Below are 25,320 nucleotides of genomic sequence, written 5' to 3' on the forward strand. Positions count from 1 at the left end.
AGTTAGAATACCTAATTTTTCAATATGTCAATTTTAAAAGATAAAAAATACAAGCAGCTTTTTATGGGGTTGCTTTTTGACGGCATCGGTATGTTGTCTTTCGTAATACCTTTTGTAGGTGAATTTTCAGATATAGTTTGGGCGCCCCTAGCTGGTTGGCTCATGACCAGAATGTATAAAGGCAAGGTAGGGCAAGCAGCGGGTGCATTTACTTTCTTAGAAGAGATTATACCAGGGTTCGATATAATTCCTTCATTTACGTTAATGTGGTTGTATACTTATGTTTTTAAGGGTGCTAAAAAAGGGAAAACAATAGAAGTTTAAATCTTATTTTTAGTTTATTAAATATCTTAACTTTAACTCAAATAACTTGAGTTTTGAAGAGAAGAAATTTTGTTGCAAAATCTAGTTTAGGCGGTCTGGCTGCCTTATTAGGTGTAGATATAGTTTATAAAAATGTAATGCCAGCTGGTTACACTCCTTTAGCCCTACAAGATTCAGATCCATTTAAATTATTCAATAAAGACAAAGGTATGGTCGTTTTAAACGATAAACCTTGGAATATTGAGGCTCAAGCTCATCTGCTAGATGATAGGGTAACACCTAATAAATCAATTTTTATTCGAAATAACGGACTCCTTCCTGAAGAAATCGATGTTGATAAGTGGACGCTTACTATAGACGGTGAATCTGTTCAACAAGAAAAAACTTACTCACTTGCCGAACTAAAATCAAAATTTAAACAGTATACCTATCAATTAACTTTAGAATGTGGTGGTAACGGTAGAAGTGAATTTGATCCACCTGCTGAAGGTAATCAATGGACAATTGGTGCCGTTTATTGCGCAAGTTGGACAGGTGTTAGATTGCGCGATGTTTTAGAAGATGTAGGTATAAAAGACGATGCCGTATATTTTGGATATCATGCAGCCGATATACATCTTAGTAGAGATCCAACAAAAGAACCGATATCTAGAGGTGCGCCCATGTCTAAGGCTTTGCAAGATGAAACGATATTAGCTTTTAAAATGAACGGCGAGGATATACCCTTAGCACATGGGTATCCATTGCGAAATATTGCTGGTGGTTGGCCTGCTTCAGTTTCTGGAAAATGGTTGCAACGCATCAGTATTAGAAATATAGTTCATGATGGCGCTAAAATGACCGGTACTGCTTATAGAGTGCCTTGTAAACCGGTTGCACCTGGGGAGAAAGTGGCTGATGAAGATATGTGCATTATTGAATCTATGCCAGTTAAGTCTTTAATAACATACCCTAGGTCTGGGGCAACATTAACTAAAGGGAAGAAACTGAATATAAGAGGGCATGCTTGGGCAGGTGAATTAGAAGTGGCAAAAATGGAATATTCTATAGACTTTGGTGCCACGTGGAATACCTGTACTATTGAAAAACCTGCGAACCGTTTAGCTTGGCAACATTTCTCTGCGCAAATTTCTTTTCCACAAGAAGGGTATTATGAGGTTTGGGCAAAAGCTACCGACGCCAATGGTGTTAGTCAGCCAATGTTATTACCAGGTTGGAACCCGAAAGGATACTTAAATAATGCTTGTCATAGAATAGCTGTAAAAATTGCATAGATGATAGAGCAAAATAATGGCGAACTAAAACCAAGTTTTAAACACCGAAATCGAAAAATAATTTTAGTCAGTGCTCTGGCAATAATTGGAGGTATCGCTTTGATATATTTTATGGTAAACCCAAGTCTATCAGCTTTTAGGGGTGACGAGCCAGATACAGAAATTGTTGATATACCTGTTGAAGATGATTTTGATAAAATTGAAAATGGCATTCACTTACGAACTGGTTTTATTGAAGCGCCTGGCATGACAGAAACCATTCAGAACTGTACCAATTGTCATTCTTCAAAACTCGTTATTCAGAATAGAATGAATGCAGAACGATGGAAATCTACCATCAAATGGATGCAAGAAACCCAGAATCTGTGGGATTTAGGAGAGAATGAAGCTGTTATTATCAATTATCTAGTAACCAATTATCCTCCAAAAAAGAAGGGTAGAAGAGAGGTGTTGGCAGATATTGAATGGTATCAATTAGAAGAGTAAGCTTAAAATAGAAAGCCTTTAGCGAAATACTAAAGGCTTTTAAATTATATCTGGTTTCGAGTTATTCTACTATAACAGAAAATGTCTGTGCAATGTCAGTTTCTCCGCCAGCATCAGCTGTAGTACCGTCGTTTGGTTTTTTTGGCTCATGACGCAATGTAATAGTAATAGTTCCCGTACCTGCTTCGCCAGTAGTTAGTTGAAATTCAATACCTATTGGGTTACCGTTTCCATCAGTATCTGCATAAGTTACTTCTGCTAAAGAACCGGTAAGACCAAAGAAAAACTGGTGCTCATCAGATTCTTCAGCTACTTCTTCTGTAATATCTTCTGCAGGGGTTTCAGTTTCGTTCAATAATTCAATACTAGCAGTATATGTTGTATTTGCTGCTAAATTATCTGCCGTTATAACAGGTGCATTTGGTCCGTCTCCATCTAAATCTTGTGATTGAAAAGTTGCGTTTCCATTTGCACTAGTTAAAGTAATGTTCATAGTAGTGATTATTTCTTCTTCATTTACTACTTCTGGTGTATCATCATCGCTAGAACATGATGTTATTACTGTAGCCATTAGACTTAATGCTAAAACTGTTTTTAGGGTTTTGTTTCTTTTCATAGTTGTTCTTGTTTTCATTTGTTAGTAATTATTATTAATAGTTAAAAATTAGGCGCAGACTTATATTTCTACCCATGTCGTCTACAAAGTATCTTTGGCGATTTAAGTAATCGCGATAATTGGTGTTTAATAAGTTGGTGGCACTTAAGCCAACAGTTAAATCGTTCTTATTTTGTAAGGTAAAAGAGGCTTCTGTATTCAAAGCTATAAGGTGATAAGCATCTGGCGGAGTATTTATGTCTAATAATACATCTTGCTGTTGTTGTGGAGAAAATACTTCTATGTTTGGCGGGAAATTAGTTTGTTCGAATACATATTGACTTTCTAAACTCACCAATAAATTATTCCATTTTGCATTCGTATAAGTGATGTTATTCGTAAAGTTTGCAGCAGGTATATTGATTAATGGTGTATCTGTTTCTGTATCGTTACCTCTTACCCACGCAAACTTGTGGTCGGTTCTTATGCTTGATGTCCAGTTATTATAGACTGATGCGTCAATACCCAATAAAACTGCATTAGTCTGGCGATAAGACCAAACCGGGAATGCACCTCTTATAGTAAATTCTACACCTGTGGGTTCTAGTAAGATAAAGTCGTTTATGCTATTAAGATATGGCGCCACCGTATAACCCCATTTGTTAGAGTTTCGTTCTAAAGAAGCAGAAAGTTTAGATGAAGTTTCACTCTTAATTCTTAAATCACCCAATTCTATTCGTGCTGCAGAATGATGTAAACCATCACTAAATAATTCTGAAGGGTTCGGTGCTCTTTGTGAAAACGCATAGTTAAAACGCAAATGGTCTTTGTCATTTATTTGATAATGGAAACCTGCAGTTCCTGAAAAATTATGGTAATCAAAAACAGGATTGGTTAATAACTGTGTTCCTAAATCTCCTAAAACGATGTCTGCAAAATCAACATCATACCCACGTTCTTCCCATCTAGATACTCTATAGAATTTTTTTGCATCAATTCTACTAAAATCATAACGGGCACCCGCATCTATGGTCCAATTACTATTTAATTCATAACTACCGATAGTAAATAGACCAAAATCATATTTATCATAATCAGGTATCAATCTTCTGACACCGGTATCGGGGTTGGCAAAGTTGGTTTGATATCGACCCATCACACCAACCTTAATATTTAACCCTTGTTTTGCATCAAACTGTATATTGGTCAAAAGAGAATGGGTTGTTAATTGTAGATCCAATGAAGCTTTATCAACATCATCGCCTACACGAATATCATATTCATACCTTCTATTTTTTTGAAAATCATATTGAGCTGTCCATTTACCAAATCCTTCAAATCTTCTGTAGTAATTTAGTTTTCCTAAATGGTGCGTAACTTCTTGGTTTGGGTGGTTGATATCGTATGTAAAATCATTTATAATGGTAGGTTCTTGGCTATTTATAGACAATATCAAGTCATCTATATTGCCAATATGTGAAGCTCTTAAAATTCCGATTTCTGAGTTGAAATAAGAATAATATCCTTCCCATCCTTGTAAAAAGTCTCTTTTACCTACATTAAACGAAAGTCCGTTCTCTTTTATTCCAGTGTTGGAAAGAAGGTAATCAGGTGCTTCTAAATCCCCTAATCTTTTATAAGAGCCTTGAGCTTTTATATACAATCCAGATTTGTATGATTTAGTTAAAGATGATGTAACATTACCGCCACGACCGTTTGAAAAGAGATTCAGCTGTGTTTTTCCGAATAAAGAGTCAGTTCTTATAACTGGTAAAGGGTCTAGTACAATAACGCCGCCAATGGCATCACCACCATATTCAATTGCAGCAGCCCCTTTTATAACGCTTATGCTCTGGTTTGCATTAACATCGACATTAGGGGCATGTTCTTCTCCCCATTCCATGTCTTGCATACGTACGTTATTATTTAGAATTAAAATTCTACTTCCGTTTAAACCTTGAATTACAGGTTTTACAATATTTCCTCCGGTATTTAAGGTAGATACACCTGGAATCTTTTTTAAGGCATCACCTAGGCTGTTTCCGCTGTTTCGTTCTATATCTTTTATAGAGAGAATGTCTTCTTGACCAGAATTGGTATTCTTCGGTACGTCACCAATTACTTTTACTTCTGTTAGCTCTTCTAAATGATGCTCTAGTCTAATCTCAGAAAAGGTATCACCATTAATGGTTACTGTAATAAACTTGGTTGTACATTCTGGGTGCGATATCTCTAATTCTAAAACTCCGTCGCACAAATTTTTAAAAGTGAATTTCCCATTTTCCTTGGAAATTGTCGATTTGTTTAGTCCTGTGAGAATAATAGTTGCACCACTTAACGTACTGTTGTCATGGAAATCTACTATTTCACCTATTAATATTGAATTGCAATCTTGAGCATAGATAATTGAGCTACAAAAGATTACGAAAACATATAAATAATTTTTCATTATATAAGTTTTTCGAAAGTATGTACCGATTCTAAAAGCAAATCGATTTAATTATGGATAGTGTACTAGTCTTGGAAAGGGGGAGGTCTGCCGAAGGTTGCATACCTAAAATAAAAGGAAGATGCCTCTAAAACTAAAGGCGTAATTTTTTTATCAGTAAAAAAGATAAATGGTAAAAGAATTAATACTAAAATGGCGACAAAAGTAAATTCAGAATTTTGACTCTGAATCGCCATATCACAAATGCTACAATTCTCTATGGTATCGACAGAATTGTCATCATGGGAGTATAAATGAAATGAAGTCACCTTAATTAACATAAGGCAAAACAAGATAAATACAGATAAATATGTAAATACTGACTTCTTCACATCGCTAAAGTACTAAAAGAAGTAGAATTGAATGTTAAAGAAAACCTAACAAATGTTTTTAGAATAAGAATCCGAGTCCTAATCTTTTAAGCATCTTTTTTTCAAAAGCCCAAAAGAATTTGAATTGCCCAAATAACCAGCCATATATTACCAATAGTATCTGATAAAAAGGGAAAATTAAGAGAATTCGTAAAATCCAATACATTGCTGTTCCCCACCATGCATCTGGAAAATTAGCTTGTTGTAAGCCAATTAAATTTAAAAAAGGTTTAGCCACGAAGACAGATGACGATCCGGTAATAGAAAAAACAATAAAAATAATAGTTAATTGAAAATTGCTGGTAACTCCCCAACGCTCTTTTAATTTTTGCATGACATTTATTGAATGCCGCAAATATACTTTTTAAATACGGGGTACAAAAGGACCTAAACGTTGATTATATTTTCTTTGAAAATAGATGAAGTAATTATAAAGTTTGTAATTAACCTCATACCCATAATCTATTTGATTTGAGTAATCTATGCGTAATTCATATAAATTGGGGTCAAATCGAGATGGCTGCATTACTCTGTTATTCCATTCTAAAACCATGATATAGTTTCTGGTTTCAAGAAAATTTTGAGAATAATAACCCTCAGGCTTAGCAATTGAACTTAACCAAGTATTAAAGCCAGGTTCAATAATTAGTATCTCGTATTCAGTTTCATCACTAGAAATGGTGATAGTGTCGCCTTCTACTTGTTTAAAGGTTTGCTCTTCATCATTCGAAATCGCTAATGATTCTTTTGATGCTCCACAATTTAGAAGAAATAATGATACAGTACTTATAATCAGTACGTTAATAGTTGTGGTATATTTCGTTTTCATACAATATAAGATACAAAAAAAGCCGCTTGCAGTTGCAAGCGGCTTCTAAAATTATATTTTAAAAATCTTATTTACCGAAAAGACCTCCTAAAAGACCTCCAAGACCACCTTTGCCTTTGTTGCTTCCCATTACCATACCGGCAACGTCGTCTAGAATGCTACCATCACCGTCAGCATCCAATAAAGAAGTTATTAAGCTTTGATTTTCTTGTGGTTGTCCACCTAACATGCTACCTAAAAGTGCATTCATGCCAGAGCTATCGCTAACATTACTTTGTGCTGTTTGCTTACCTAAAAAGCCCATTACTATTGGGGCCGCTATTTTTAATATTTGAGCTACTGAACCTGCATCTAAACCAGATTTTTGACTTAATGCACTTTCTACTTGTGGTTGTTTGTTCCCGAATACATGACCTAAGATACCAGCGCCATCAGCCATTACGCTATCATCAACACCGCCGCCAAAAAGACCACTTAAGTTGTCTAAAATACCGCCATTATGATTGCTAGATGATAATGCGCTCATTAAACCTTGAGCACCTTCAGGGGTAGAAACGTTTTTCTTCATTGCACCTAAAATCAATGGCATTGCCATGCTAAGTACATTTGCGGTCTTATCTTCAGACTGATTTGTTTGTCCTGCAACTCCGCTAATTAATTGTTTACCCATTGGGCTATTCAATAAATCTAATAATCCTGTCATCGTAATAGTTAATTAAATGTTTATGTTGTAAAATACGAAAAAGGAGTCAACAAAATGCGCTATTGAGCACCTATTTTAACAGAAATATGATTTGTTCTGCCAATTCTAAGCCTATTCTTTCTTGTGCCTCAAGTGTTGCAGCGCCAATATGCGGAGTTAGCGATATACTTGAATGCATTAATATTTTAATTTCTGGTTTAGGTTCTGATTCATAAACATCTAAACCAGCAAAGGCAACAGATCCATTTTCTAAGGCGTCTATCAAAGCTACTTCATCTAAAACACCACCTCTAGCAGCATTAACAATACCTACACCTTTTTTCATTTGTGCAAATTCTGCTTTCCCTAAAACATAGTTATTTTGCCCTGGTATATGTAAAGAAATATAGTCAGCTTCTTTTAGTAGGTCAGTTTTACTACTGTTATTTAATTTAAAAGCTACTTTTTGACCATCGAAAAATGAAAGTTCAATTTCAGCCTGTTCAACTTCAGGATCACTATACAAAACTTTCATACCTGCACCTATGGCTAATTTGGCCGTTGCTTGACCAATATTACCAAAACCGAAAATACCTATGGTTTTTCCTCTTAGTTCGGTACCTTTCGAATATGATTTTTTTAAACCTTTAAAATTGCTATCACCTTCTAAAGGCATGTTTCTGTTAGCATCATATAAAAAACGGGCACCACCGAAAAGATGTGCAAATACTAATTCGGCTACCGATTCTGACGATGCCGCTGGGGTATTAATGACATGAATATTTTTGCTTTTAGCATAATCGACATCAATATTGTCCATGCCAACACCACCACGACCTATTAATTTTAGGGTAGGGCAGGCGTCAATTAAATCTTTTCTAACCTTGGTAGCACTTCGTACCAATAAGGCATCGATTTTATGTTCGTTTATATAGTTAGCCAACTGTTCTTGTGCAACAGTTGTTGTTAAAACTTCAAATCCAGATTTCTCTAGTTCGGCAATACCGTTTTGAGAAATACCATCATTAGCTAATATCTTCATATGTTTTAATTGATAATAGAAATTTTAATATTTCAAGGCTTTTTTGCTCGTATGTTCGAACATGCCTCGAAATTTTAAGTTGATTTTTTTAGAAATGCCTCGAGGGAATCCCGGAGGCATTTTTGAAATTTAATTGCGGAAAGGAGTGTTGTCGAATATATTAAATCGTTTATCCTTTACGTTCCATTTCGCTCATTACATCTACCAATACACCTACACTTTCTAAAGAAAGTGCATTGTACATGCTAGCTCTGTAACCACCTACAGAACGGTGACCGTTCAGACCATTAATACCTGCTTCTTTTAACATATTGTCAAAAGTTGATTTTAAAACTTCATCGGTTAAATTAAATGTTGCATTCATTAAAGAACGGTCTTCAATATTTGCATACCCTTCGAAAACAGGATTCAAATCTATTTCAGAATATAATAATCTTGCTTTTTTCTCATTTATTTCTTCAATGGCAGCAATACCTCCAAGATTTTTAAGCCATTCTAGAGTTAACATAGAAGTATAGACCGCAAATACTGGTGGAGTATTAAACATACTATCTTTTGATATATGCGTTTGATAATCAAGCATTGAAGGAATTTTTCTGGAAACCTTACCCAATAAATCTTCTTTGACAACGACTAATGTTGTTCCAGCAGGACCCATATTTTTCTGTGCTCCGGCATAAATTAAGTCGAATTGAGAGAAATCTAAAGTTCTAGAGAATATGTCTGAACTCATATCACAAATTAACGGACAATCGGTCTTCGGAAACTTCTTGAATTGAGTTCCGTATATCGTGTTATTCGATGTAATGTGTAAATAATCTAAGCCTGTTGGTACAGAATATCCTTTTGGTATGTATTTAAAGTTTTCATCTTTAGAAGAGCCTACCTCAACCACCTCGCCAAATAATTTAGCTTCTTTAATTGCCTTATCGCTCCAAGTACCAGTATTTAAATACCCTGCCTTTTTCTCTAATAAGTTATATGCAACCATTAAAAACTCTAAGCTTGCACCGCCTTGTAAAAAGAGTGCTTGATAGCCTTTGTCTTTAAGGTCAAGTAGTTCTAATGCTAATGATCTTGCGTTTTCCATTACGGCAACAAAATCTTTACTTCTGTGGGAAATTTCTATAAGTGAAAGTCCTGAGCCATTGAAGTCCATAACCGCTTCAGAAGCTTTTAACAATACTTCTTTTGGTAATATACAAGGACCAGCGCTAAAATTATGTTTTTTCATTTTGTTTGTAATTTAAGGATGCAAATGTCAGGAATTTTTAAGAATTTTAAGTAAAGAACCGTATTTAATTCAATGATGTACTTAACAAGAAATCAACCGTGTCTATACCATCTGCATAGTCATTTAAAGAAGGTTTCTGGGTTTGCCCAAACGATATCTCATTTTCTATAAATCCGGATGATACGATACATTGAATTTTGTCTTCTTCAGATTTTAACATGGTTTTTAATGTAGGTAAATCTTCGTAATATTCATAAAACAAAGAGGCGATAGGGGAGCCGAAGCTTTTTTCTTCCTTCAAAATCAAGAATCCATTGTCTAAAATTTTGAACTCGCTCATCAAATAAACTGCTTTATTATAATCATAATTGTTCGCGTATTTATTATGATTTATAATATCACTATGCGAAAACATAGCTTTGAAAAATGTATCAATGTCATATCCTCTCGGAATATATATTTTAGAGACACTTCTGCACCCTAATCCAAAATACCTAAAAATATCTTCACCAAGAGCAGTTAGTTGTTCGATAGTCTCATTGCCTGTAATAACGGCTAACGAATTTCTGTTCTTGCGAATGATATTCGGTTTTTTACCAAAATAATACTCAAAATAACGTGCGGTGTTATTACTGCCTGTGGCAATAACAGCATCAAAATGCTCAAGTTTTTCTTTTGTAAATATGACCCTATCTTTAAAATGAGGTTCTATTTCTATTACATAATCAATAAGTAAAGGAATCAACTTTTGATCGTTGCTAGACAACTTTACCAAGGCTTTATTGCCCGTGACCAATACGCATAGTAGATCGTGAAAACCAACTAGGGGAATATTGCCCGCCATTATTAGTGCTACGGTCTTTTCATCGTTAGCATCAATATCATAACTATTCAACCAATTTTCTAAATTATTTTGGGTTAATACATTTGACCATTCTTGAAACGCATGAATACAGTTTTCTTCTGAAAACCAACCATTATAATGTTGTGCTCTTTCGGCTTCAGTTTTAAAACGTTCGATCCATTTGTCATTTAAATGATCAGAAACCGTGTTTGTTTCAATTAATTCACAAAATCTTCTTAGAAAATTTCCAAGTTTAACAAAAGCTTCTATACTAAGGTTGCTATGGGTCATTATATTTGTATACTAATTCACTAGGAATTACCTTTGTGCAAAAATAAGCATGCCCGTTCTTTTTTGGGCATATTAATGAAGAAGAAATTATGGCAATTATTATAACTGACGAATGTATAAATTGTGGGGCTTGTGAACCTGAATGTCCGAATACGGCAATTTATGAAGGTGCTGATGAATGGCGTTACAGTGATGGTACCTCTTTAAAGGGTGGTGTTATATTGCCTAATGGTAAAGAAGTTGACGCCGATGAAGTTCAAGAACCGATAAGTGATGAAGTGTATTATATCTCTCCAGATAAATGTACCGAATGTATGGGTTTCCATGAAGAGCCACAATGTGCTGCCGTTTGCCCTGTTGATTGTTGTGTGCCAGATGATGACCATGTAGAAACTGAAGAAGTGCTTTTAGCTAAGCAACGTTTTATGCACCCTGAATAGCTTCTAGGTTATTTTTCTACAGACATATACTTTAGTGTTGAAAGCATATGTTTTTCTTTCTATGGTATGCAATAGTTCGAAATTCGATAGTAATAAATTTGTTTGAATTTCTTGATGTGTGAAGGTTCTAAATATAGCAGAATCTTCACCTATTAGAATTTTATTACTGTTGTTAGTTTCGTAATATTTTGATTTCCAAGAGACTAAATGACTTTTGGTCGATTCTTGTCTTTCCCAAATAGATGCTCTTTCAAAAGTTTTATTGTTGACGTTAGAATAATGAATTATGTTTTTATTCTTTGATATGTATGGCATAAAATGCGCTGCATCGATACAGTCAAAAATGAAAATTCCATTAAGTTTTAAAGATTTGTGAACGGAATTAAAAGTGTTTTGTATATCTATATCTTCAATTAAATAACTTGTTGATCGTCCTGTAATAAGAATGGTACTGAACAGAGAGGTGAAATTTAACTTTCTCATATCACCTTGTAAAAAGTTTCCTTTTTTAAATTTTGTCTTGGCAATTTCTAACATTGCCTCACTGTAATCTAAACCTGTGTAATTTAAAAAATCGTTCGTAAATGATTCAGATAAGTTACCTGAGCCACATGCGATCTCTAAAATTGAGGTGGCATCATGAGTTTTGCATAATGTTTTATAAAAATCATACTCAGCTTTATAATCTATAAAACCTTGATAAATTTCATCGTATACCCAAGCGAGATTCTTTCCGTATAAATTATTCATAATGCAAAAAAAAAGCTACCTAAAAATAGGTAGCTTTTTGCAAATAAAACTAAATCAAACTAAAATTTATAATTCAATGATAAGTTGAACATTGTACCCAATTGGCTAAAATGATACCCATCATACGTCATTTGAGAGTAACGTTGGTTGAAAGTAATCAAGTTAGATTGGTTCTGTACCTGCGCTGGGTCAGCTAAAATAGCATTACCGGCAGCATTTTTAGACTGGAAACTCCACTCTGGTAGTACATTGAAAATGTTGTTTACGTTTAATGATAAAGTCAATTTATCACTAGCACTGTAGTTAATTCCTAAATCAGTAACTGTCTTTGGTGTAAACTCAGTGAATAAATTCTCATCTAAACCTTGTTGTTGAAACTTCGTTTTACCAAAATAAGTGTTATTCAAAGAAAAACCGAACTTGTCGATATCGTAGTTGATTCCGAAAATCCACTTTGTTATTGGACGAGAAGTGAATAATAAGGCAGCTTGCGTATCGTTAAATACAGATTGTCCAGAATTAGCTACCAACGGAATATCATTTACTTCACCGTCAAGCTCATTTTGAAGGGTATAGTTACCCGATAAGTTCAAATCTAAAGTACCATTACCTAACTCAAGACCTCTATAGCCAAGAACAACATCAATACCAGAAGTTTTAGTATCTATAGCGTTAGAAAAGAAACTTACATCAGAAAGGTTGTTTTGAGCTAAAAGAATATCTAAAGGATTAGCAGCATCGCCACTAGCACCGATCTCTGTACCAAGAACAATACGGTCTTTTACTGCAATACTGTAGTAATCGAAAGTATAGCTGAATTTATCTACTTTACCACCAAAACCTACTGTGAAGTTTTGAGAAGTTTCAGCGTCTAATGGATCAATACCTAATAATTTAGCTTGAGTAGAGGTGTTATTGATTAAACCACCCACTTGAATACCTTGACCAGGAATAAAGCTATACTGTGCTTTTTGAGTGTGAATTTGGTGAAGCGTAGGAGCTCTAAATCCTGAAGAGATAGAACCTCTTAATGTGAAAGCGTCGCTAAACTTGTAACGTGAGCTAAATTTGTAAACAAAAGCGTTACCAAAATCAGAATAGTTTTCTGATCTAATAGTACCACTTAATAAGAAAGCATCAGTTACATCATAATCTAAACTAAAGTATCCACCGATATTGTAACGGTTAAATTTACCAGAGTTTTGAGGTGCAGCACCAGCAAATGAATCGGCACCACCACCATCGTAAGATGCAAGTTCGCCTTCGATTACTTCAAAAGTCTCTGTTCTAAATTCAGCACCAACCCCAATACTAACTTTGTCAGAAAGTATTCTTGAGATATCGATGTTACCTACGTTGTGAGTGAACTTAGTTCCTCCTGGATCGAAAGACTGCTGACTATTCTCTCTGTATAATTCTGACCCTTCAGAAATCTCACCATCATCAACAGAACCGTTACCATTAGCATCGATAAATACAGATGGAGAGTAAACAATATTTCTGTTGTGTGATTGATTCACTTTATAGGTTTGTGAGTTTCCACCGGTAGTAAAACTGGCATCTATATTCCAATCATTGATAATTGATTTAAAACCAAGTGTTGCATTATAATCACTTAATAAACCTTCAAAAGTAGGAACATAGCCATCGTAACCACCAGCTGTATTTGGGTTGTCACCAGGGAAGAAATCTGCTAAATAAGGGAAATCATCAACAGTTCTCCAATAAGGGGTTCTGTAGTTTGCAAAACTATTTACAGATTTATATACATAAGCAGCATTACCATACAAACTAGTGTTCTCACTTAAATCGTAACCCATGTTCACAGAGAACTTTGCAGCTGCTGTTTCAGGAGATCCATTAATGTTATTTGCATCTGGGTTTCTGCTTAGAAACTCTTGTACGTCTGCAATATCTGCTCCAAAATCACCAGCCTCACCCGCAGCGTCAACAGTACCTGGTCTGTTGGCTAGGTTTACTTTAGAAAGATCTACTGTGTAGTTTATAAAGCCTTTATCTTCTCCAATTGAAGAACCATTGTTTATAGCAACACCGAACATTTCACCGTCACCTTCAGATGTAATACCAGTTCTAATAGTTGCAGAACCGTCGTTTGGCGTATCTTTTAATATAATGTTCATTACCCCTGCAATTGCATCAGAACCGTATTGAGCAGAAGCACCATCTCTTAGAATTTCAACTCTTTTGATAGCATCTGTTGGTATAGCAGAAATATCTGCACCAGTTTCACCACGACCTGGAGAGGTTTGCGTGTAAAGAAGTGCACTTAGGTTCTTTCTTTTACCATTAATCAATATTAATGTTCTAGATGGTCCCATGTTTCTAATTTCATAAGGATCTAATAAAGAAGTCGCATCGTTTACCGGTGTTTGTACTGTGTTAAAAGATGGAATTCTGTATTGTAACGCTTTGTCAAAAGTAACTTGACCAGTAGAAGTTAATTCTTTAACACCTACCACATCAACTGGTAGCGGAGTGTCTGCATTACTTCTAGGTGCAGTACGTGATCCAACAACAATAAATTCATCTAGTTGCATACCTTCAGAAAGTTGTACGTTAATGGTAGTTTTACCAGCTGTAGAAACTTCTTGAGTTGCAAAACCAATATAGCTAAATACTAATTTTGTATCATCGGTTACATTAATAGTGTAGTTACCATCAAAATCTGAAGTAGTACCGTTCGTAGTACCTTTTTCAATAATGTTTACTCCTGCTAATGGCATTCCAGAACTATCTGTAACGTTACCAGAAATTGAATTCTGAATAACTTTATTAAGTGTTGAGGCGGTTATACCATTATTGTATATCGTGTTAACCTTAAGAACTTTTGCTCTTTCTGGTTTTTTATGATAAACAACATAATATTTGTTACCTAGATATTCAAAATCGAAACTTGTTTTACGCTCCAATTTATTGATTATCTCATCTAATACCGGGAATTTATATTCCTCAGGATTTAAACTGGTAGTTGATACCAGCGTAGGGTTGTAAGTGAAAAACACTTCATGTTTTGCACTGATTTCATTAAGAAACTCGCTCAGGGTAACGTTTTCTTTCATTTCATTAGAAGCCTTCATGCTTATACTACTCGAAAAAAGTAGTACTGCAATCAGCATTCTCACTAGTTTGTTTGTTCTCATAAATAAATAATTTAGTTAATAAATAGGGTTTTCTTGTACGCGTAAAATATTTCCTTTGTTAATAATTCTCGTTCCTGTAGCCTTTTCTATAGCGGCGATACATATTTTTAAATTCTGATTAGGAATACCACCTGAAATGGGTATTTCTTTTAATTCGTTCGATGAATATTGAACTTCTAACCCGTAAGTAAGCTCAAGATTTGACATAACATCTTTAAGAGGTATTTCATTAAAAGCATATGTGCCACCTCGCCAAAGGGCATATGGGGTTTCTATATCGACTCTTTTATGAATTATCTTTTTGCTTTCTTTTGAAAATGATACCATTTCACCAGGTATCATTTTAGTGACCTCTCCATTAATGAACTCCAAATGAATAGATCCTTCATCTAATACTACATTTGTTTTTTGCTTTCTTGTGTTTACATGAAACTGTGTACCTAATACTTCAACCTTTAAATCATTTGTTATTACCCAAAATTTTGCATTTGTACTAGGTATTGGTTTTACCTTAAAATAAGCTTCTCCTTTTAAGTGTAATAATCTCGGATTTTCTTTATCATAAGATATTTCAGAATTACCATTAAGCACTACAGATGTGCCGTCGGGTAATTTTAAGTCAATGATTTCTCCGTAATTTGTTTTATGAACAGTTTGAGAATCATTGGTGTAGTATGAGTAGCTCGTCCAGCTAATCAATATTAGTAATACTGCAGCAGCGGCAGTTAGTAATGTGCTGTGTGATTTCTTTTTGTTGGTTGGTTTATTATTTGAAACGGAGTCTAACCCTATTTTTGGTAAGATGCTTAAAAGTGCTTCGTTTACTTTCTCTTTACTAGGATAGTCTTGGTTGAAGTTGATTCCGTTAATTATAGACTTCGCATTTTCTACTGTCTCCAGATAATCCGGATTATTTTGAATCCAATTATTCCAGTACGTTATATCATTTTTATTTATGCCTTGTGCCCAATTCTCGAATGATGCATCCGTCAAGAAATAATTTAAATCGAATTTGTTTTTGTTATCCATTTGGTAAGGTGTTCCATATATAAGAGATGTAATTCTCAAAAATATACCCTACTACAGTTAACTTTTTTTCAAAATATTTTTAATCTGTTGATTTTCAGATGATTTACGAAGTTTAATTAATGCCTTTTGTAGTACATTTAAAACGCTTTGGTAGTTCATATCCATTACTTCTGCAATGTCAGCGCTGCTCATTCCGCTATAATATTTTAAATATAACACCTCTTTCTGTCTTGGAGATAGATTATTAATAAGCTGAGCTAGGGTAGAAGTACATAGAAATTGTATCTCTTGGTGAATAGAAATTTCTTCTGCTGAAAATGTAAAATTGTTTTTAAAGAGTTGTGCTTCTGATATTGGCAGGTTATTCTGATTTTTTTGTAATTGCTTGATCAGTCTTCTTTTGAAGGATACAAATAGATATGCCTTTAAGTTCTTAATGCTGGTTTCTTTTTCTCTTTCCTCAAAAAGTTGAATAAAAAAGTTTTGAAGGCAATCTTCGGTAATCTCTTGATTGTTGCTAAGCTTTAAGCCGTACACATGTAATTGCGGATAATACTTTTTGAAAAGGAGACTAAAAGCATTAGTCTCGCCTTTTTTAAAGAAGTACCATATTGTTTCATCTGAATGAAGTTCCATATATTCTCATGAATTCTACTGCCAAAGTAAGAAATAATTCTTAAAATATGTTAAAAAACATCATTTTAACTATCATCCGTCTAAAATATTTGAATTTTAAATAAATATATAGTATTAAACTATGTTCTATTAATCATTGAAAATTCAATAGAGAATGTTGAAGTAAAAACTATATTTTTGCACCCTCGAAATATTAGTAATTATGAAAGCAGGTATCGTAGGATTGCCAAACGTAGGTAAATCAACACTTTTTAATTGTTTGTCTAATGCAAAGGCGCAGAGTGCAAATTTTCCGTTTTGTACAATTGAACCTAATATAGGTGTAGTAAATGTGCCAGATGCACGTTTAGAAAAATTAGAGGAATTAGTGAACCCTGAAAGAGTTTTGCCTGCTACGGTTGAAATCGTTGATATTGCCGGACTAGTAAAAGGTGCTAGTAAAGGGGAAGGATTAGGGAATCAATTCTTAGGGAATATTCGTGAGACCGATGCTATTTTGCATGTATTACGTTGTTTTGATAATGATAATATTGTGCACGTCGATGGTAGTGTTGATCCTATTAGAGATAAAGAAACTATAGATATGGAGCTTCAACTGAAAGATTTGGAGACCGTTGATAAGAAATTAGAAAAGGTTAAAAGAGCTGCTAGAACAGGTAATAAAGAAGCTCAAAAAGAGGAAGCTGTATTGCTAGCTGTAAAAACAGGTCTCGAAACAGGTACTTCTGTTAGGGCTATTAAAATCGATGATGAATCGAGACTCGAATTTGTAAAGCCGCTACAGTTTATTACAGATAAACCGGTAATGTATGTGTGCAATGTTGATGAAGATGCTGCAGTTTGTGGTAATACTTATGTTGATAAAGTAAAAGAAATGGTAGCTTCTGAAAATGCAGAAGTTATTTTCTTAGCCGTTGGTACCGAAGCTGATATTACCGAGTTGGAGACATACGAAGAGCGCCAAATGTTTTTAGAAGATTTGGGCTTAGAAGAGCCTGGTTCTGCTAAACTTATTCGTGGAGCATATAAATTGTTAAACCTAGAAACTTACTTTACTGCAGGTGTCAAAGAAGTTCGTGCTTGGACAATACCTGTTGGCGCAACTGCACCCCAGGCAGCAGGTGTTATACACACCGATTTTGAAAAAGGCTTTATTAGGGCAGAAGTTATTGCCTATAACGACTATGTAACTTTTGGTAGTGAAGCAAAAGTTAAAGAGGCTGGTAAAATGAAAGTGGAGGGTAAAGAGTACATCGTTAAAGATGGCGATGTAATGCACTTCCGTTTTAACGTTTAATATTCATAAATAGTCAACCGATTTCTCAACAGTCTTACTTCTTGTTCTAATCGGTTGACTTTTTCTAACATATGGTTTAAGGTGTATATACCTTCCATATTAATACCCAGATCTTTTCGCAGTCTATATATGCGCTCTATTTCTGAGATAAAGTGCGATTGAACATATATCTTATTTTCAATTTGTTGTACCTCGATCATTTCAAACTCTAAAAGGTCATCTATAAATTCTAATGGCGTTTGTGTTTGTTCGCAATACAATTCTATTTGTATATAATTTTCTGAATCCATATTATCGTAATTCTGAAAGTTGTTTGAATAATTCTTTTTCCTTAACTGTAAGTTCGGTTGGCATGGTCACTTTATAAGTAATATATAGATCACCATGTGCCCCCTTCTTTTTATAAACAGGCATACCTTTTCCTTTCAACTTGACTTTCGTGTCGTTTTGGGTTTCTGGTTTAACATTAAGTTTCACTTTACCTGTCAACGTTTCTACTTCTATTGAGCTACCTAATAAGGCGTCATATAAAGAGATAGATTCATTTTTGTATAAATCGTTCTTTACTCTTTGGAAGTTGGTGTTATTGTTAATTTCAAAGGTTAGGTAGAGGTCTCCTTTCGGACCGCCATTTACCCCTTCGCCTCCGTAGCCAGAAATTTTTATAGTTTGTCCGTCTTCGACACCGGCAGGTATGGTTATTCTGATCTTTTTAGCACCTAAGTCAAGTGTTTGTTTTTGATCTTCAAGAACATCAAGCAAATTCAATTTTAGTGTCGCATTTAAATCTTGACCCTTAAACTGTGTGGATCTCTGTCTGCCGCCTCCACTAAAACCTCCGCCAGCTCCGCCGAACATAGATTCAAAGAAGTCTGAAAAATCTTCATTTCCTCCTCCAGAACCAGAATAGCTTCTTCTGCCACCAGATGATGAACTGCGTTGATTTCTCTTGGCTTCTTCAAAAGCATCGGCATGTTCCCAATCTTTACCATATTGGTCGTACTTTTTTCTTTTTTCAGGATCGCTTAAAACTTCGTTCGCTTCATTTATGCGTTGAAATTTTTCATGAGCCGTTTTGTCATTCGGATTTAAGTCTGGATGAAGTTTGCGAGCCAATTTTCGATAAGCCTTTTTAATATCGGCTTGCGAAGCTTTCTTGTCAATTTCAAGAATTTTGTAATAATCAATAAAATCCATAGCTGTTCAAAATCTATTTTAAAGATATGAAAAGGATAAAATTAATCCTATGATACATGTCATCATTTAAGTGATCATTTTTAGTAATTATTGTTATTTGAGTGTAGATCTATATCTAGTGTTTACTTGTAGCTATCAACAAACACGTATCTTTTATTGTTAATTACTTTAACAGTAAGGTGTTTTATCTTTTGCCGAGTGGTGCTATCTTTAGCGCAACTTTCATAAACTTTCTTAAATGTCTCAAGACAATACCCAATATACAGAAGATAATATACGCTCGCTCGATTGGAAAGAACATATCCGATTACGACCTGGTATGTATATCGGTAAATTGGGCGATGGTTCATCTGCAGATGATGGTATCTATATTCTTCTAAAAGAGGTTATAGATAACTGTATCGATGAATTTGTTATGGGTGCAGGTAAGACCATAGAAATATCTATTAAAGATAAAGTGGTAAAGGTTCGAGATTATGGTCGTGGTATACCGCTTGGTAAAGTCGTAGATGTAGTTTCTAAAATGAATACCGGTGGTAAGTATGATAGCCGGGCATTTAAAAAATCGGTTGGTTTAAATGGTGTTGGTACCAAGGCGGTAAACGCGTTGTCTAGTTTTTTTGAAGTACAGTCTTCTAGAGATAATCAATTAAAAACCGCACAGTTTAGTTCTGGTAATCTTGAAAATGAAGTAGGACCAGAAGAAACGAGCAAAAGAAAAGGTACTAAGGTTACTTTTATACCTGATGAGACCATTTTTAAAAATTACAAATATAGAAATGAGTATGTAGAACGCATGCTTAAAAACTATGTGTACCTAAATCCGGGGTTGACGATTGTTTTTAACGGAGAGAAGTTTTATTCTGAAAACGGATTAAAAGATCTTTTAGAAGATAATAATAATGTAGACGATATGCTTTACCCTGTTATTCATTTAAAAGGGGAGGATATTGAAGTTGCCATTACACATAGTAAAACACAATATAGCGAAGAGTATCATTCTTTTGTGAATGGGCAACATACAACGCATGGTGGTACCCACCAAGCAGCATTTAGAGAGGCGATTGTGAAAACCATACGTGATTTTTATGGTAAGGCTTACGACGCTTCTGATATTAGAAAATCCATTATTTCGGCAATTGCTATAAAAGTAATGGAGCCGATTTTTGAAAGTCAAACCAAAACAAAACTAGGTTCTACTGAAATGGGAGGTACTCTCCCAAGTGTACGTAGCTATATCAATGATTTTATTGGTAAATATTTAGATAACTATCTTCATAAGAATACCGATACCGCAGATATGCTTCAGCGAAAAATTATGATGGCCGAGAAGGAGCGTAAAGAACTTTCTGGTATTCGTAAATTAGCGCGCGACAGGGCTAAAAAAGCTAGTCTCCATAATAAAAAGCTTAGAGATTGTAGGGTTCATTTAGGTGATATTAAACATGATCGTCGTTTAGAAAGTTCATTGTTTATTACCGAGGGGGATTCCGCTTCTGGATCTATAACCAAATCTAGGGATGTAAATACACAGGCAGTATTTAGTTTGAAAGGTAAACCCCTGAATTCGTATGGCATGTCTAAAAAGATTGTGTACGAAAATGAAGAGTTTAATCTGTTACAGGCTGCTTTGAATATCGAAGAGTCTATAGAAGATTTGCGCTATAATAATATTATAATCGCTACCGATGCCGATGTCGATGGTATGCATATTCGCCTATTATTGATTACCTTCTTTTTACAATTCTTCCCTGAGTTGATCAAAGAAAATCATCTTTATATCTTACAGACTCCTCTATTTAGGGTTCGAAATAAAAAGGAAACGATTTATTGCTATAGCGATGAAGAGCGCCAACATGCCATTAATAAATTAACGGGCAAACCAGAAATAACTCGATTTAAGGGTCTAGGAGAGATTTCGCCAGATGAGTTTAGACACTTCATTGGTGACGATATAAGGTTAGAACCTATTATGCTTGATAAAGCAATGTCTATTGAAGAATTGTTGAGTTTTTACATGGGAAAAAACACTCCCGATAGACAAAAATTCATTATCGATAACCTTAAAGTAGAGGTTGATTTAATTAAAGAGAGAGTAGTATAAACTAGATTAATACGATTGCTTCTGAATGGAGGAAAATGAAGATTTGAACGAAGAAATAAACGAAAACCTTTCCGAAGAGAATACCGATAATACAGATACTTCTGATGCATTGACGAGAGTATCTGGCATGTATAAAGATTGGTTCTTAGATTACGCTTCTTATGTAATATTAGAACGGGCCGTACCTGCTATAGAAGACGGATTCAAACCTGTGCAACGACGTATCATGCATTCTTTGAAGGAGCTCGATGATGGTAGATATAATAAAGTTGCCAATGTTGTAGGGCATACCATGCAGTATCACCCACATGGTGATGCCAGTATTGCAGATGCCATGGTGCAGATTGGTCAGAAAGACCTTTTAATAGATACGCAGGGTAACTGGGGTAACATTCTTACGGGTGATAGGGCTGCTGCTTCTAGGTATATTGAGGCTAGACTTTCTAAATTCGCTTTAGAAGTTGTATTTAGCCCTAAAATTACCGAGTGGCAAATGTCATATGATGGTAGAAAAAAAGAGCCTGTAAATTTACCGGTAAAGTTTCCATTATTATTGGCGCAAGGTGCAGAGGGTATCGCAGTTGGTCTATCCACTAAAGTACTGTCTCATAATTTTATTGAGCTTATCGATGCTTCTATAAAACATTTAAAAGGACAACGATTTAAGATTTATCCAGATTTTCCGACCGCCGGTATTATAGATGTAACAAATTATAATGACGGACTCAGAGGTGGTAAAATAAGGGTTCGTGCAAAGATATCTCAGTTAGACAAGAACACTTTAGTAATCAATGAAATACCTTACGGCACTAATACTGGTACTTTAATAGATTCTATTCTTAAGGCTAACGATAAGGGTAAGATAAAAATTAAGAAAATTGAGGATAATACCGCGGCTGATGTTGAAATTTTGGTTCATCTTCCTTCAGGTATTTCACCAGATAGAACTATCGATGCATTGTATGCATTTACCGCGTGTGAATCTTCTATTTCTCCGCTTGGCTGTATTATTGAAGATAATAAACCCTTGTTTATAGGGGTTACGGAAATGCTTAGAAGGTCTACTGACTCTACAGTAGAATTATTAAAGCAAGAGCTTGAAATTCAGCTTAGGGAGTTGGAAGAGCAATGGCACTTTGCTTCACTTGAAAGAATTTTTATTGAAAACCGTATTTATCGAGATATAGAAGAAGAGGAAACTTGGGAAGGTGTAATAACCGCTATTGATAAAGGTTTAGCGCCATTTACTAAGCATTTAAAGCGAGCGGTTACCGAAGAAGATATTACCAGACTTACCGAAATACGTATAAAGAGAATTTCAAAATTCGATTTAGATAAGGCGCAGCAGTATTTAGAAAGTTTGCAAGAGCGTATTGCAGAGGTGAAGCATCATCTTGCCAATCTTATTGAATTTGCGATCAACTACTTTAAAAATCTTAAGGAAACTTACGGTAAAGATCGTGGTAGATTAACCGAAATACGAGTTTTCGATGATATCGAGGCGACTAAAGTTGCTATTAGAAATACCAAGCTCTATGTTAATAGAGATGAAGGTTTTGTCGGTACTTCTTTGAAGAAAGATGAATATGTTACCGATTGTAGCGATATAGATGATATAATTGTTATTACCAGCGAAGGTCAAATGATGGTGTCAAAGGTTGACTCCAAAATTTTTGTAGGTAAGGGCATTATTCATGTTGCTGTTTTTAAGAAAAAAGATAAGCGTACTATATATAATTTGGTTTATAAGGACGGTAAAGGGGGTCCTACTTACATAAAGCGCTTTAACGTTACCAGTATAACCAGAGATAGGGTTTATGATTTAACGACTGGTAAGGCTGGTTCTCAAGTATTATATTTTACAGCTAACCCTAATGGTGAGGCTGAAGTGATAACTGTTTTGCTTCGTCAGGTTGGTAGCATTAAGAAGTTGAAATGGGATATTGATTTTTCTGATGTACTCATTAAAGGAAGAGCTTCTAAAGGAAATATTGTTACCAAGTATTCTGTTAAGCGAATAGAATTGAAAGAGAAAGGGGTTTCTACCCTTAAGCCTCGAAAAATTTGGTTCGATGATGTTGTTCGTAGATTGAATGTCGACGGAAGAGGAGAATTGCTTGGGGAATTTAGGGGAGATGATTTAATACTAGTAATCAATCAGAAAGGAATTGCTAAAACATTTCTTCCTGTATTAACCTCCCATTTTGATGATGACATGATTGTGTTAGAAAAATGGATTCCAGAAAAACCTATTTCTGCTATTTATTGGGAAGGTGAAAAGGAGCGTTTTTACATAAAGAGATTCTTAATAGAAAACGAAAATAAAGAGGAATTGTTTATTTCTGAACATCCGAAATCGTATTTAGAGCTTGTTTCTACGGACTGGAAACCAATGGTAGAAATTGAATTTCCGAAACCACGAGGTAAAGAAGCAAAAGATAATGAATCTGTTGACATTGAAGATTTTATATCGATTAAGGGTATTAAAGCTTTAGGTAATCAATTTGTTACTGAAAAGGTTAAAAACATAAATCTTCTAAATCCGTTGCCTTATGAGCCAGAGGTGCCTGAAGAAATTGAAGATATTGAAGTGGTAGATGAAGAAGATGTTGCATCTAACGATAATAGTGAGAGTTCAAAAGGGGGTGAAGGCAATTCTAATGACGAACCTACATTGTTTGATTAATTTTATATTATGAAGAATTTTTTCAAGGAGTTTAAAAACTTTGCCGTTAAAGGTAATATGATAGATTTGGCTGTTGGTATCATTATAGGTACTGCATTTAACAAAGTTGTAAGTACCATTGTTTCTGCGATAATTATGCCGCCACTTTCTTTATTGACCGATGATGTAAATTTATCTAATAAGAAATGGGTTCTAAGAGAAGCAACTGGCTCTATAGAAGAAGTTGCAATAGGATATGGTGCACTTATAGAATCTCTAATAGATTTTGGAATCATTGCCTTTACCATTTTCGTAATGGTAAAATTTATAAATAGGTTTAAAGAGAAGTCTGAAGATCCTGCGAATAAAGAAGTAGAAACTCCAAAAAATATAGCCTTGCTTTCTAGTATGGAGAAGCTTTTACAAGAGCAAAATGCCATACTTAAAAGTAAAAAGTAATCAAACTGTTTAATAATTGAGTAGTCTTATTCTATAATAGAAAGTTAAGATTAGACAATTTTAAAGAATAATTGCTTTTATAACTACCTTTACAAAAATTTTGAATTAATGGATTTTACCAACCCGCTGGTATACGGTGCACCAGCATTTATAGCCTTTATTTTATTAGAATTAACCTACAGCAAAACTCATGGAGACGATGATCTTTATGATTGGAAAGATTTTGCAGCTAGTAGTGTAATGGGTATTGGCTCTGCCATTATAGGTCCGTTATTGAAAGTTGTTTTATTGGTTGTTCTTTTTGAATATGCTTACGAGTTCTTTAACCCAATGGTCGATGGTGTACGAACAAACATAATGGGGTATAAGTCTTTTGGCTATGCTTGGTATGTTTGGTTGCTTTGTCAATTAGCAGATGATTTCACATACTATTGGTTTCATAGGGCGAATCATGAAATACGGATTTTATGGGCTGCGCACATCGTGCACCACTCCTCAGATAACTTTAACTTAGGTACTGCTATTCGTAATGGCTGGTTTACTTTGTTGTATAAGCCATTTTTCTATGTTTGGATGCCAATTATTGGTTTCCCTGTAGAAATGGTGGTAGTATGTTTAGCGATTGAGTCGTTCTGGCAATTTCAGTTGCATTCTCAATATGTTCCGAAAATGGGCTTCATCGAGAAAATATTCAATACCCACACAATGCACCAAGTACACCACGCACAGAATGTCGAGTATCTGGATAAGAATCATGGCGGATTCCTTAACTTTTTTGATAAAATATTTGGTACTTGGAAAGAGTATGATGAAGAAATTGATGTGAAATTTGGTGTAATACATGCTCCTAATTCTAATAACCCTATCGTTATTTTAACTCATGAGTTTAAAGATATTTGGGCAGATACCAAGAAGTCTAAAAAAATAAGTGATAAGCTGATGTATATTTTCGGACCTCCAGGATGGAGTCATGATGGTAGTACAATGACAGTAAAGCAGCAACAGCGATTATTCGAAGCACAGAAACAGGCTAATCCTGGTATTACCTTTGATAGACCGAATTAGTGCTTTAAATAGGCTTAAATTAGCAGCCTAATTAGTACTCAAACAATAATTTAAAAG

Annotated in this window: 24 protein-coding genes; 9 read left to right on the plus strand and 15 right to left on the minus strand. The window is 34.7% G+C overall.

All coding sequences use genetic code 11. The features are described 5' to 3' along the window. Positions 1-24 precede the first annotated feature (24 nt). From ACPF9A_RS19525 to ACPF9A_RS19535, 3 genes are read left to right on the plus strand one after another with little or no spacing between them, the layout of a single operon-like run. Positions 25-324, plus strand: a complete 300-nt coding sequence (locus ACPF9A_RS19525) for a hypothetical protein (RefSeq protein WP_423999626.1) — start codon at positions 25-27, stop codon at positions 322-324. Between the two features lie 53 nt (positions 325-377). Further along, positions 378-1,598, plus strand: a complete 1,221-nt coding sequence (locus ACPF9A_RS19530; protein WP_423999628.1) for a sulfite oxidase — start codon at positions 378-380, stop codon at positions 1,596-1,598. Next, entirely contained in the window at positions 1,599-2,084 is a 486-nt protein-coding gene (locus ACPF9A_RS19535; RefSeq protein ID WP_423999630.1) for a monoheme cytochrome C, read from the plus strand. A 61-nt stretch (positions 2,085-2,145) separates the two neighbouring features. On the opposite strand, the gene ACPF9A_RS19540 is transcribed toward ACPF9A_RS19535, so the two are convergent. The 9 genes from ACPF9A_RS19540 to ACPF9A_RS19580 all read right to left on the minus strand — a co-directional run bounded on the left by ACPF9A_RS19540 (position 2,146) and on the right by ACPF9A_RS19580 (position 10,460). Beyond that, on the minus strand, positions 2,146-2,700 hold the full coding sequence (locus ACPF9A_RS19540) for a type 1 periplasmic binding fold superfamily protein (RefSeq protein ID WP_423999632.1): 555 nt from the start codon (positions 2,698-2,700) through the stop codon (positions 2,146-2,148). Between the two features lie 34 nt (positions 2,701-2,734). Beyond that, entirely contained in the window at positions 2,735-5,128 is a 2,394-nt protein-coding gene (locus tag ACPF9A_RS19545) for a TonB-dependent receptor (protein WP_423999634.1), read from the minus strand. A gap of 65 nt (positions 5,129-5,193) precedes the next feature. Further along, positions 5,194-5,499: a DUF2645 family protein gene (locus ACPF9A_RS19550; RefSeq protein ID WP_423999635.1), complete on the minus strand. Its 306-nt coding sequence runs from the start codon at positions 5,497-5,499 to the stop codon at positions 5,194-5,196. Between the two features lie 58 nt (positions 5,500-5,557). Further along, positions 5,558-5,872, minus strand: a complete 315-nt coding sequence (locus ACPF9A_RS19555) for a DUF6787 family protein (RefSeq protein ID WP_423999637.1) — start codon at positions 5,870-5,872, stop codon at positions 5,558-5,560. A gap of 30 nt (positions 5,873-5,902) precedes the next feature. Then, positions 5,903-6,367 carry a DUF6146 family protein gene (locus tag ACPF9A_RS19560; protein WP_423999639.1) on the minus strand — a complete coding sequence of 155 codons (465 nt, stop codon included), beginning with the start codon at positions 6,365-6,367 and terminating at the stop codon, positions 5,903-5,905. Between the two features lie 67 nt (positions 6,368-6,434). Then, complete coding sequence (locus ACPF9A_RS19565) at positions 6,435-7,070, minus strand: DUF937 domain-containing protein (RefSeq protein ID WP_423999641.1); 636 nt, start codon at positions 7,068-7,070, stop codon at positions 6,435-6,437. Positions 7,071-7,140: 70 nt separating this feature from the next. Then, positions 7,141-8,091 (minus strand): D-2-hydroxyacid dehydrogenase, encoded by a 951-nt coding sequence (locus ACPF9A_RS19570; protein WP_423999643.1) that lies wholly within the window; start codon positions 8,089-8,091, stop codon positions 7,141-7,143. Between the two features lie 169 nt (positions 8,092-8,260). Continuing rightward, a complete protein-coding gene (gene serC / locus ACPF9A_RS19575; RefSeq protein WP_423999645.1) occupies positions 8,261-9,325 on the minus strand; it encodes a 3-phosphoserine/phosphohydroxythreonine transaminase in 1,065 nt (354 codons plus the stop codon). Between the two features lie 64 nt (positions 9,326-9,389). Beyond that, complete coding sequence (locus tag ACPF9A_RS19580) at positions 9,390-10,460, minus strand: acyl-CoA reductase (protein WP_423999647.1); 1,071 nt, start codon at positions 10,458-10,460, stop codon at positions 9,390-9,392. 89 nt (positions 10,461-10,549) lie between these two features. Here ACPF9A_RS19580 and ACPF9A_RS19585 point away from each other — a divergent pair, with 89 nt between their 5' ends. Then, positions 10,550-10,900 (plus strand): 4Fe-4S dicluster domain-containing protein, encoded by a 351-nt coding sequence (locus ACPF9A_RS19585; protein ID WP_423999649.1) that lies wholly within the window; start codon positions 10,550-10,552, stop codon positions 10,898-10,900. A gap of 3 nt (positions 10,901-10,903) precedes the next feature. Here ACPF9A_RS19585 and ACPF9A_RS19590 read toward each other — a convergent pair whose 3' ends face one another. From ACPF9A_RS19590 to ACPF9A_RS19605, 4 genes are read right to left on the minus strand one after another with little or no spacing between them, the layout of a single operon-like run. Beyond that, positions 10,904-11,650, minus strand: coding sequence for a class I SAM-dependent DNA methyltransferase (locus ACPF9A_RS19590; RefSeq protein WP_423999651.1), 747 nt, complete (start codon positions 11,648-11,650; stop codon positions 10,904-10,906). Positions 11,651-11,709: 59 nt separating this feature from the next. Beyond that, positions 11,710-14,811 (minus strand): TonB-dependent receptor, encoded by a 3,102-nt coding sequence (locus ACPF9A_RS19595; protein ID WP_423999653.1) that lies wholly within the window; start codon positions 14,809-14,811, stop codon positions 11,710-11,712. Between the two features lie 15 nt (positions 14,812-14,826). Beyond that, positions 14,827-15,840 carry a FecR family protein gene (locus tag ACPF9A_RS19600; protein ID WP_423999655.1) on the minus strand — a complete coding sequence of 338 codons (1,014 nt, stop codon included), beginning with the start codon at positions 15,838-15,840 and terminating at the stop codon, positions 14,827-14,829. Positions 15,841-15,897: 57 nt separating this feature from the next. Beyond that, on the minus strand, positions 15,898-16,476 hold the full coding sequence (locus ACPF9A_RS19605; RefSeq protein ID WP_423999657.1) for an RNA polymerase sigma factor: 579 nt from the start codon (positions 16,474-16,476) through the stop codon (positions 15,898-15,900). A 202-nt stretch (positions 16,477-16,678) separates the two neighbouring features. Between ACPF9A_RS19605 and ychF the strand changes: the two genes are divergently transcribed. Next, a complete protein-coding gene (ychF, locus tag ACPF9A_RS19610; protein ID WP_423999659.1) occupies positions 16,679-17,773 on the plus strand; it encodes a redox-regulated ATPase YchF in 1,095 nt (364 codons plus the stop codon). Here ychF and ACPF9A_RS19615 read toward each other — a convergent pair. Both ACPF9A_RS19615 and ACPF9A_RS19620 read right to left on the minus strand, forming a co-directional pair. Further along, positions 17,770-18,063 carry a chaperone modulator CbpM gene (locus ACPF9A_RS19615; RefSeq protein ID WP_423999661.1) on the minus strand — a complete coding sequence of 98 codons (294 nt, stop codon included), beginning with the start codon at positions 18,061-18,063 and terminating at the stop codon, positions 17,770-17,772. The two genes, ychF and ACPF9A_RS19615, sit on opposite strands and share 4 nt — an antisense overlap. 1 nt (position 18,064) lies before the next feature. After that, positions 18,065-18,970, minus strand: a complete 906-nt coding sequence (locus tag ACPF9A_RS19620) for a DnaJ C-terminal domain-containing protein (protein WP_423999663.1) — start codon at positions 18,968-18,970, stop codon at positions 18,065-18,067. 238 nt (positions 18,971-19,208) lie between these two features. Here ACPF9A_RS19620 and ACPF9A_RS19625 point away from each other — a divergent pair, with 238 nt between their 5' ends. The 4 genes from ACPF9A_RS19625 (at position 19,209) to ACPF9A_RS19640 (ending at position 25,263) form a co-directional block, all read left to right on the plus strand. Then, a complete protein-coding gene (locus ACPF9A_RS19625) occupies positions 19,209-21,074 on the plus strand; it encodes a DNA topoisomerase IV subunit B (RefSeq protein WP_423999665.1) in 1,866 nt (621 codons plus the stop codon). 25 nt (positions 21,075-21,099) lie between these two features. Next, positions 21,100-23,760 (plus strand): DNA gyrase/topoisomerase IV subunit A, encoded by a 2,661-nt coding sequence (locus ACPF9A_RS19630; RefSeq protein WP_423999667.1) that lies wholly within the window; start codon positions 21,100-21,102, stop codon positions 23,758-23,760. 9 nt (positions 23,761-23,769) lie between these two features. Next, a complete protein-coding gene (gene mscL / locus ACPF9A_RS19635; protein ID WP_423999669.1) occupies positions 23,770-24,198 on the plus strand; it encodes a large-conductance mechanosensitive channel protein MscL in 429 nt (142 codons plus the stop codon). Positions 24,199-24,306: 108 nt separating this feature from the next. Further along, positions 24,307-25,263 carry a sterol desaturase family protein gene (locus tag ACPF9A_RS19640; RefSeq protein WP_423999671.1) on the plus strand — a complete coding sequence of 319 codons (957 nt, stop codon included), beginning with the start codon at positions 24,307-24,309 and terminating at the stop codon, positions 25,261-25,263. Positions 25,264-25,320: the final 57 nt, after the last annotated feature.

It is taken from the genome of Maribacter sp. IgM3_T14_3 (genome assembly GCF_049603095.1).
Classification (GTDB): Bacteria; Bacteroidota; Bacteroidia; order Flavobacteriales; family Flavobacteriaceae; genus Maribacter.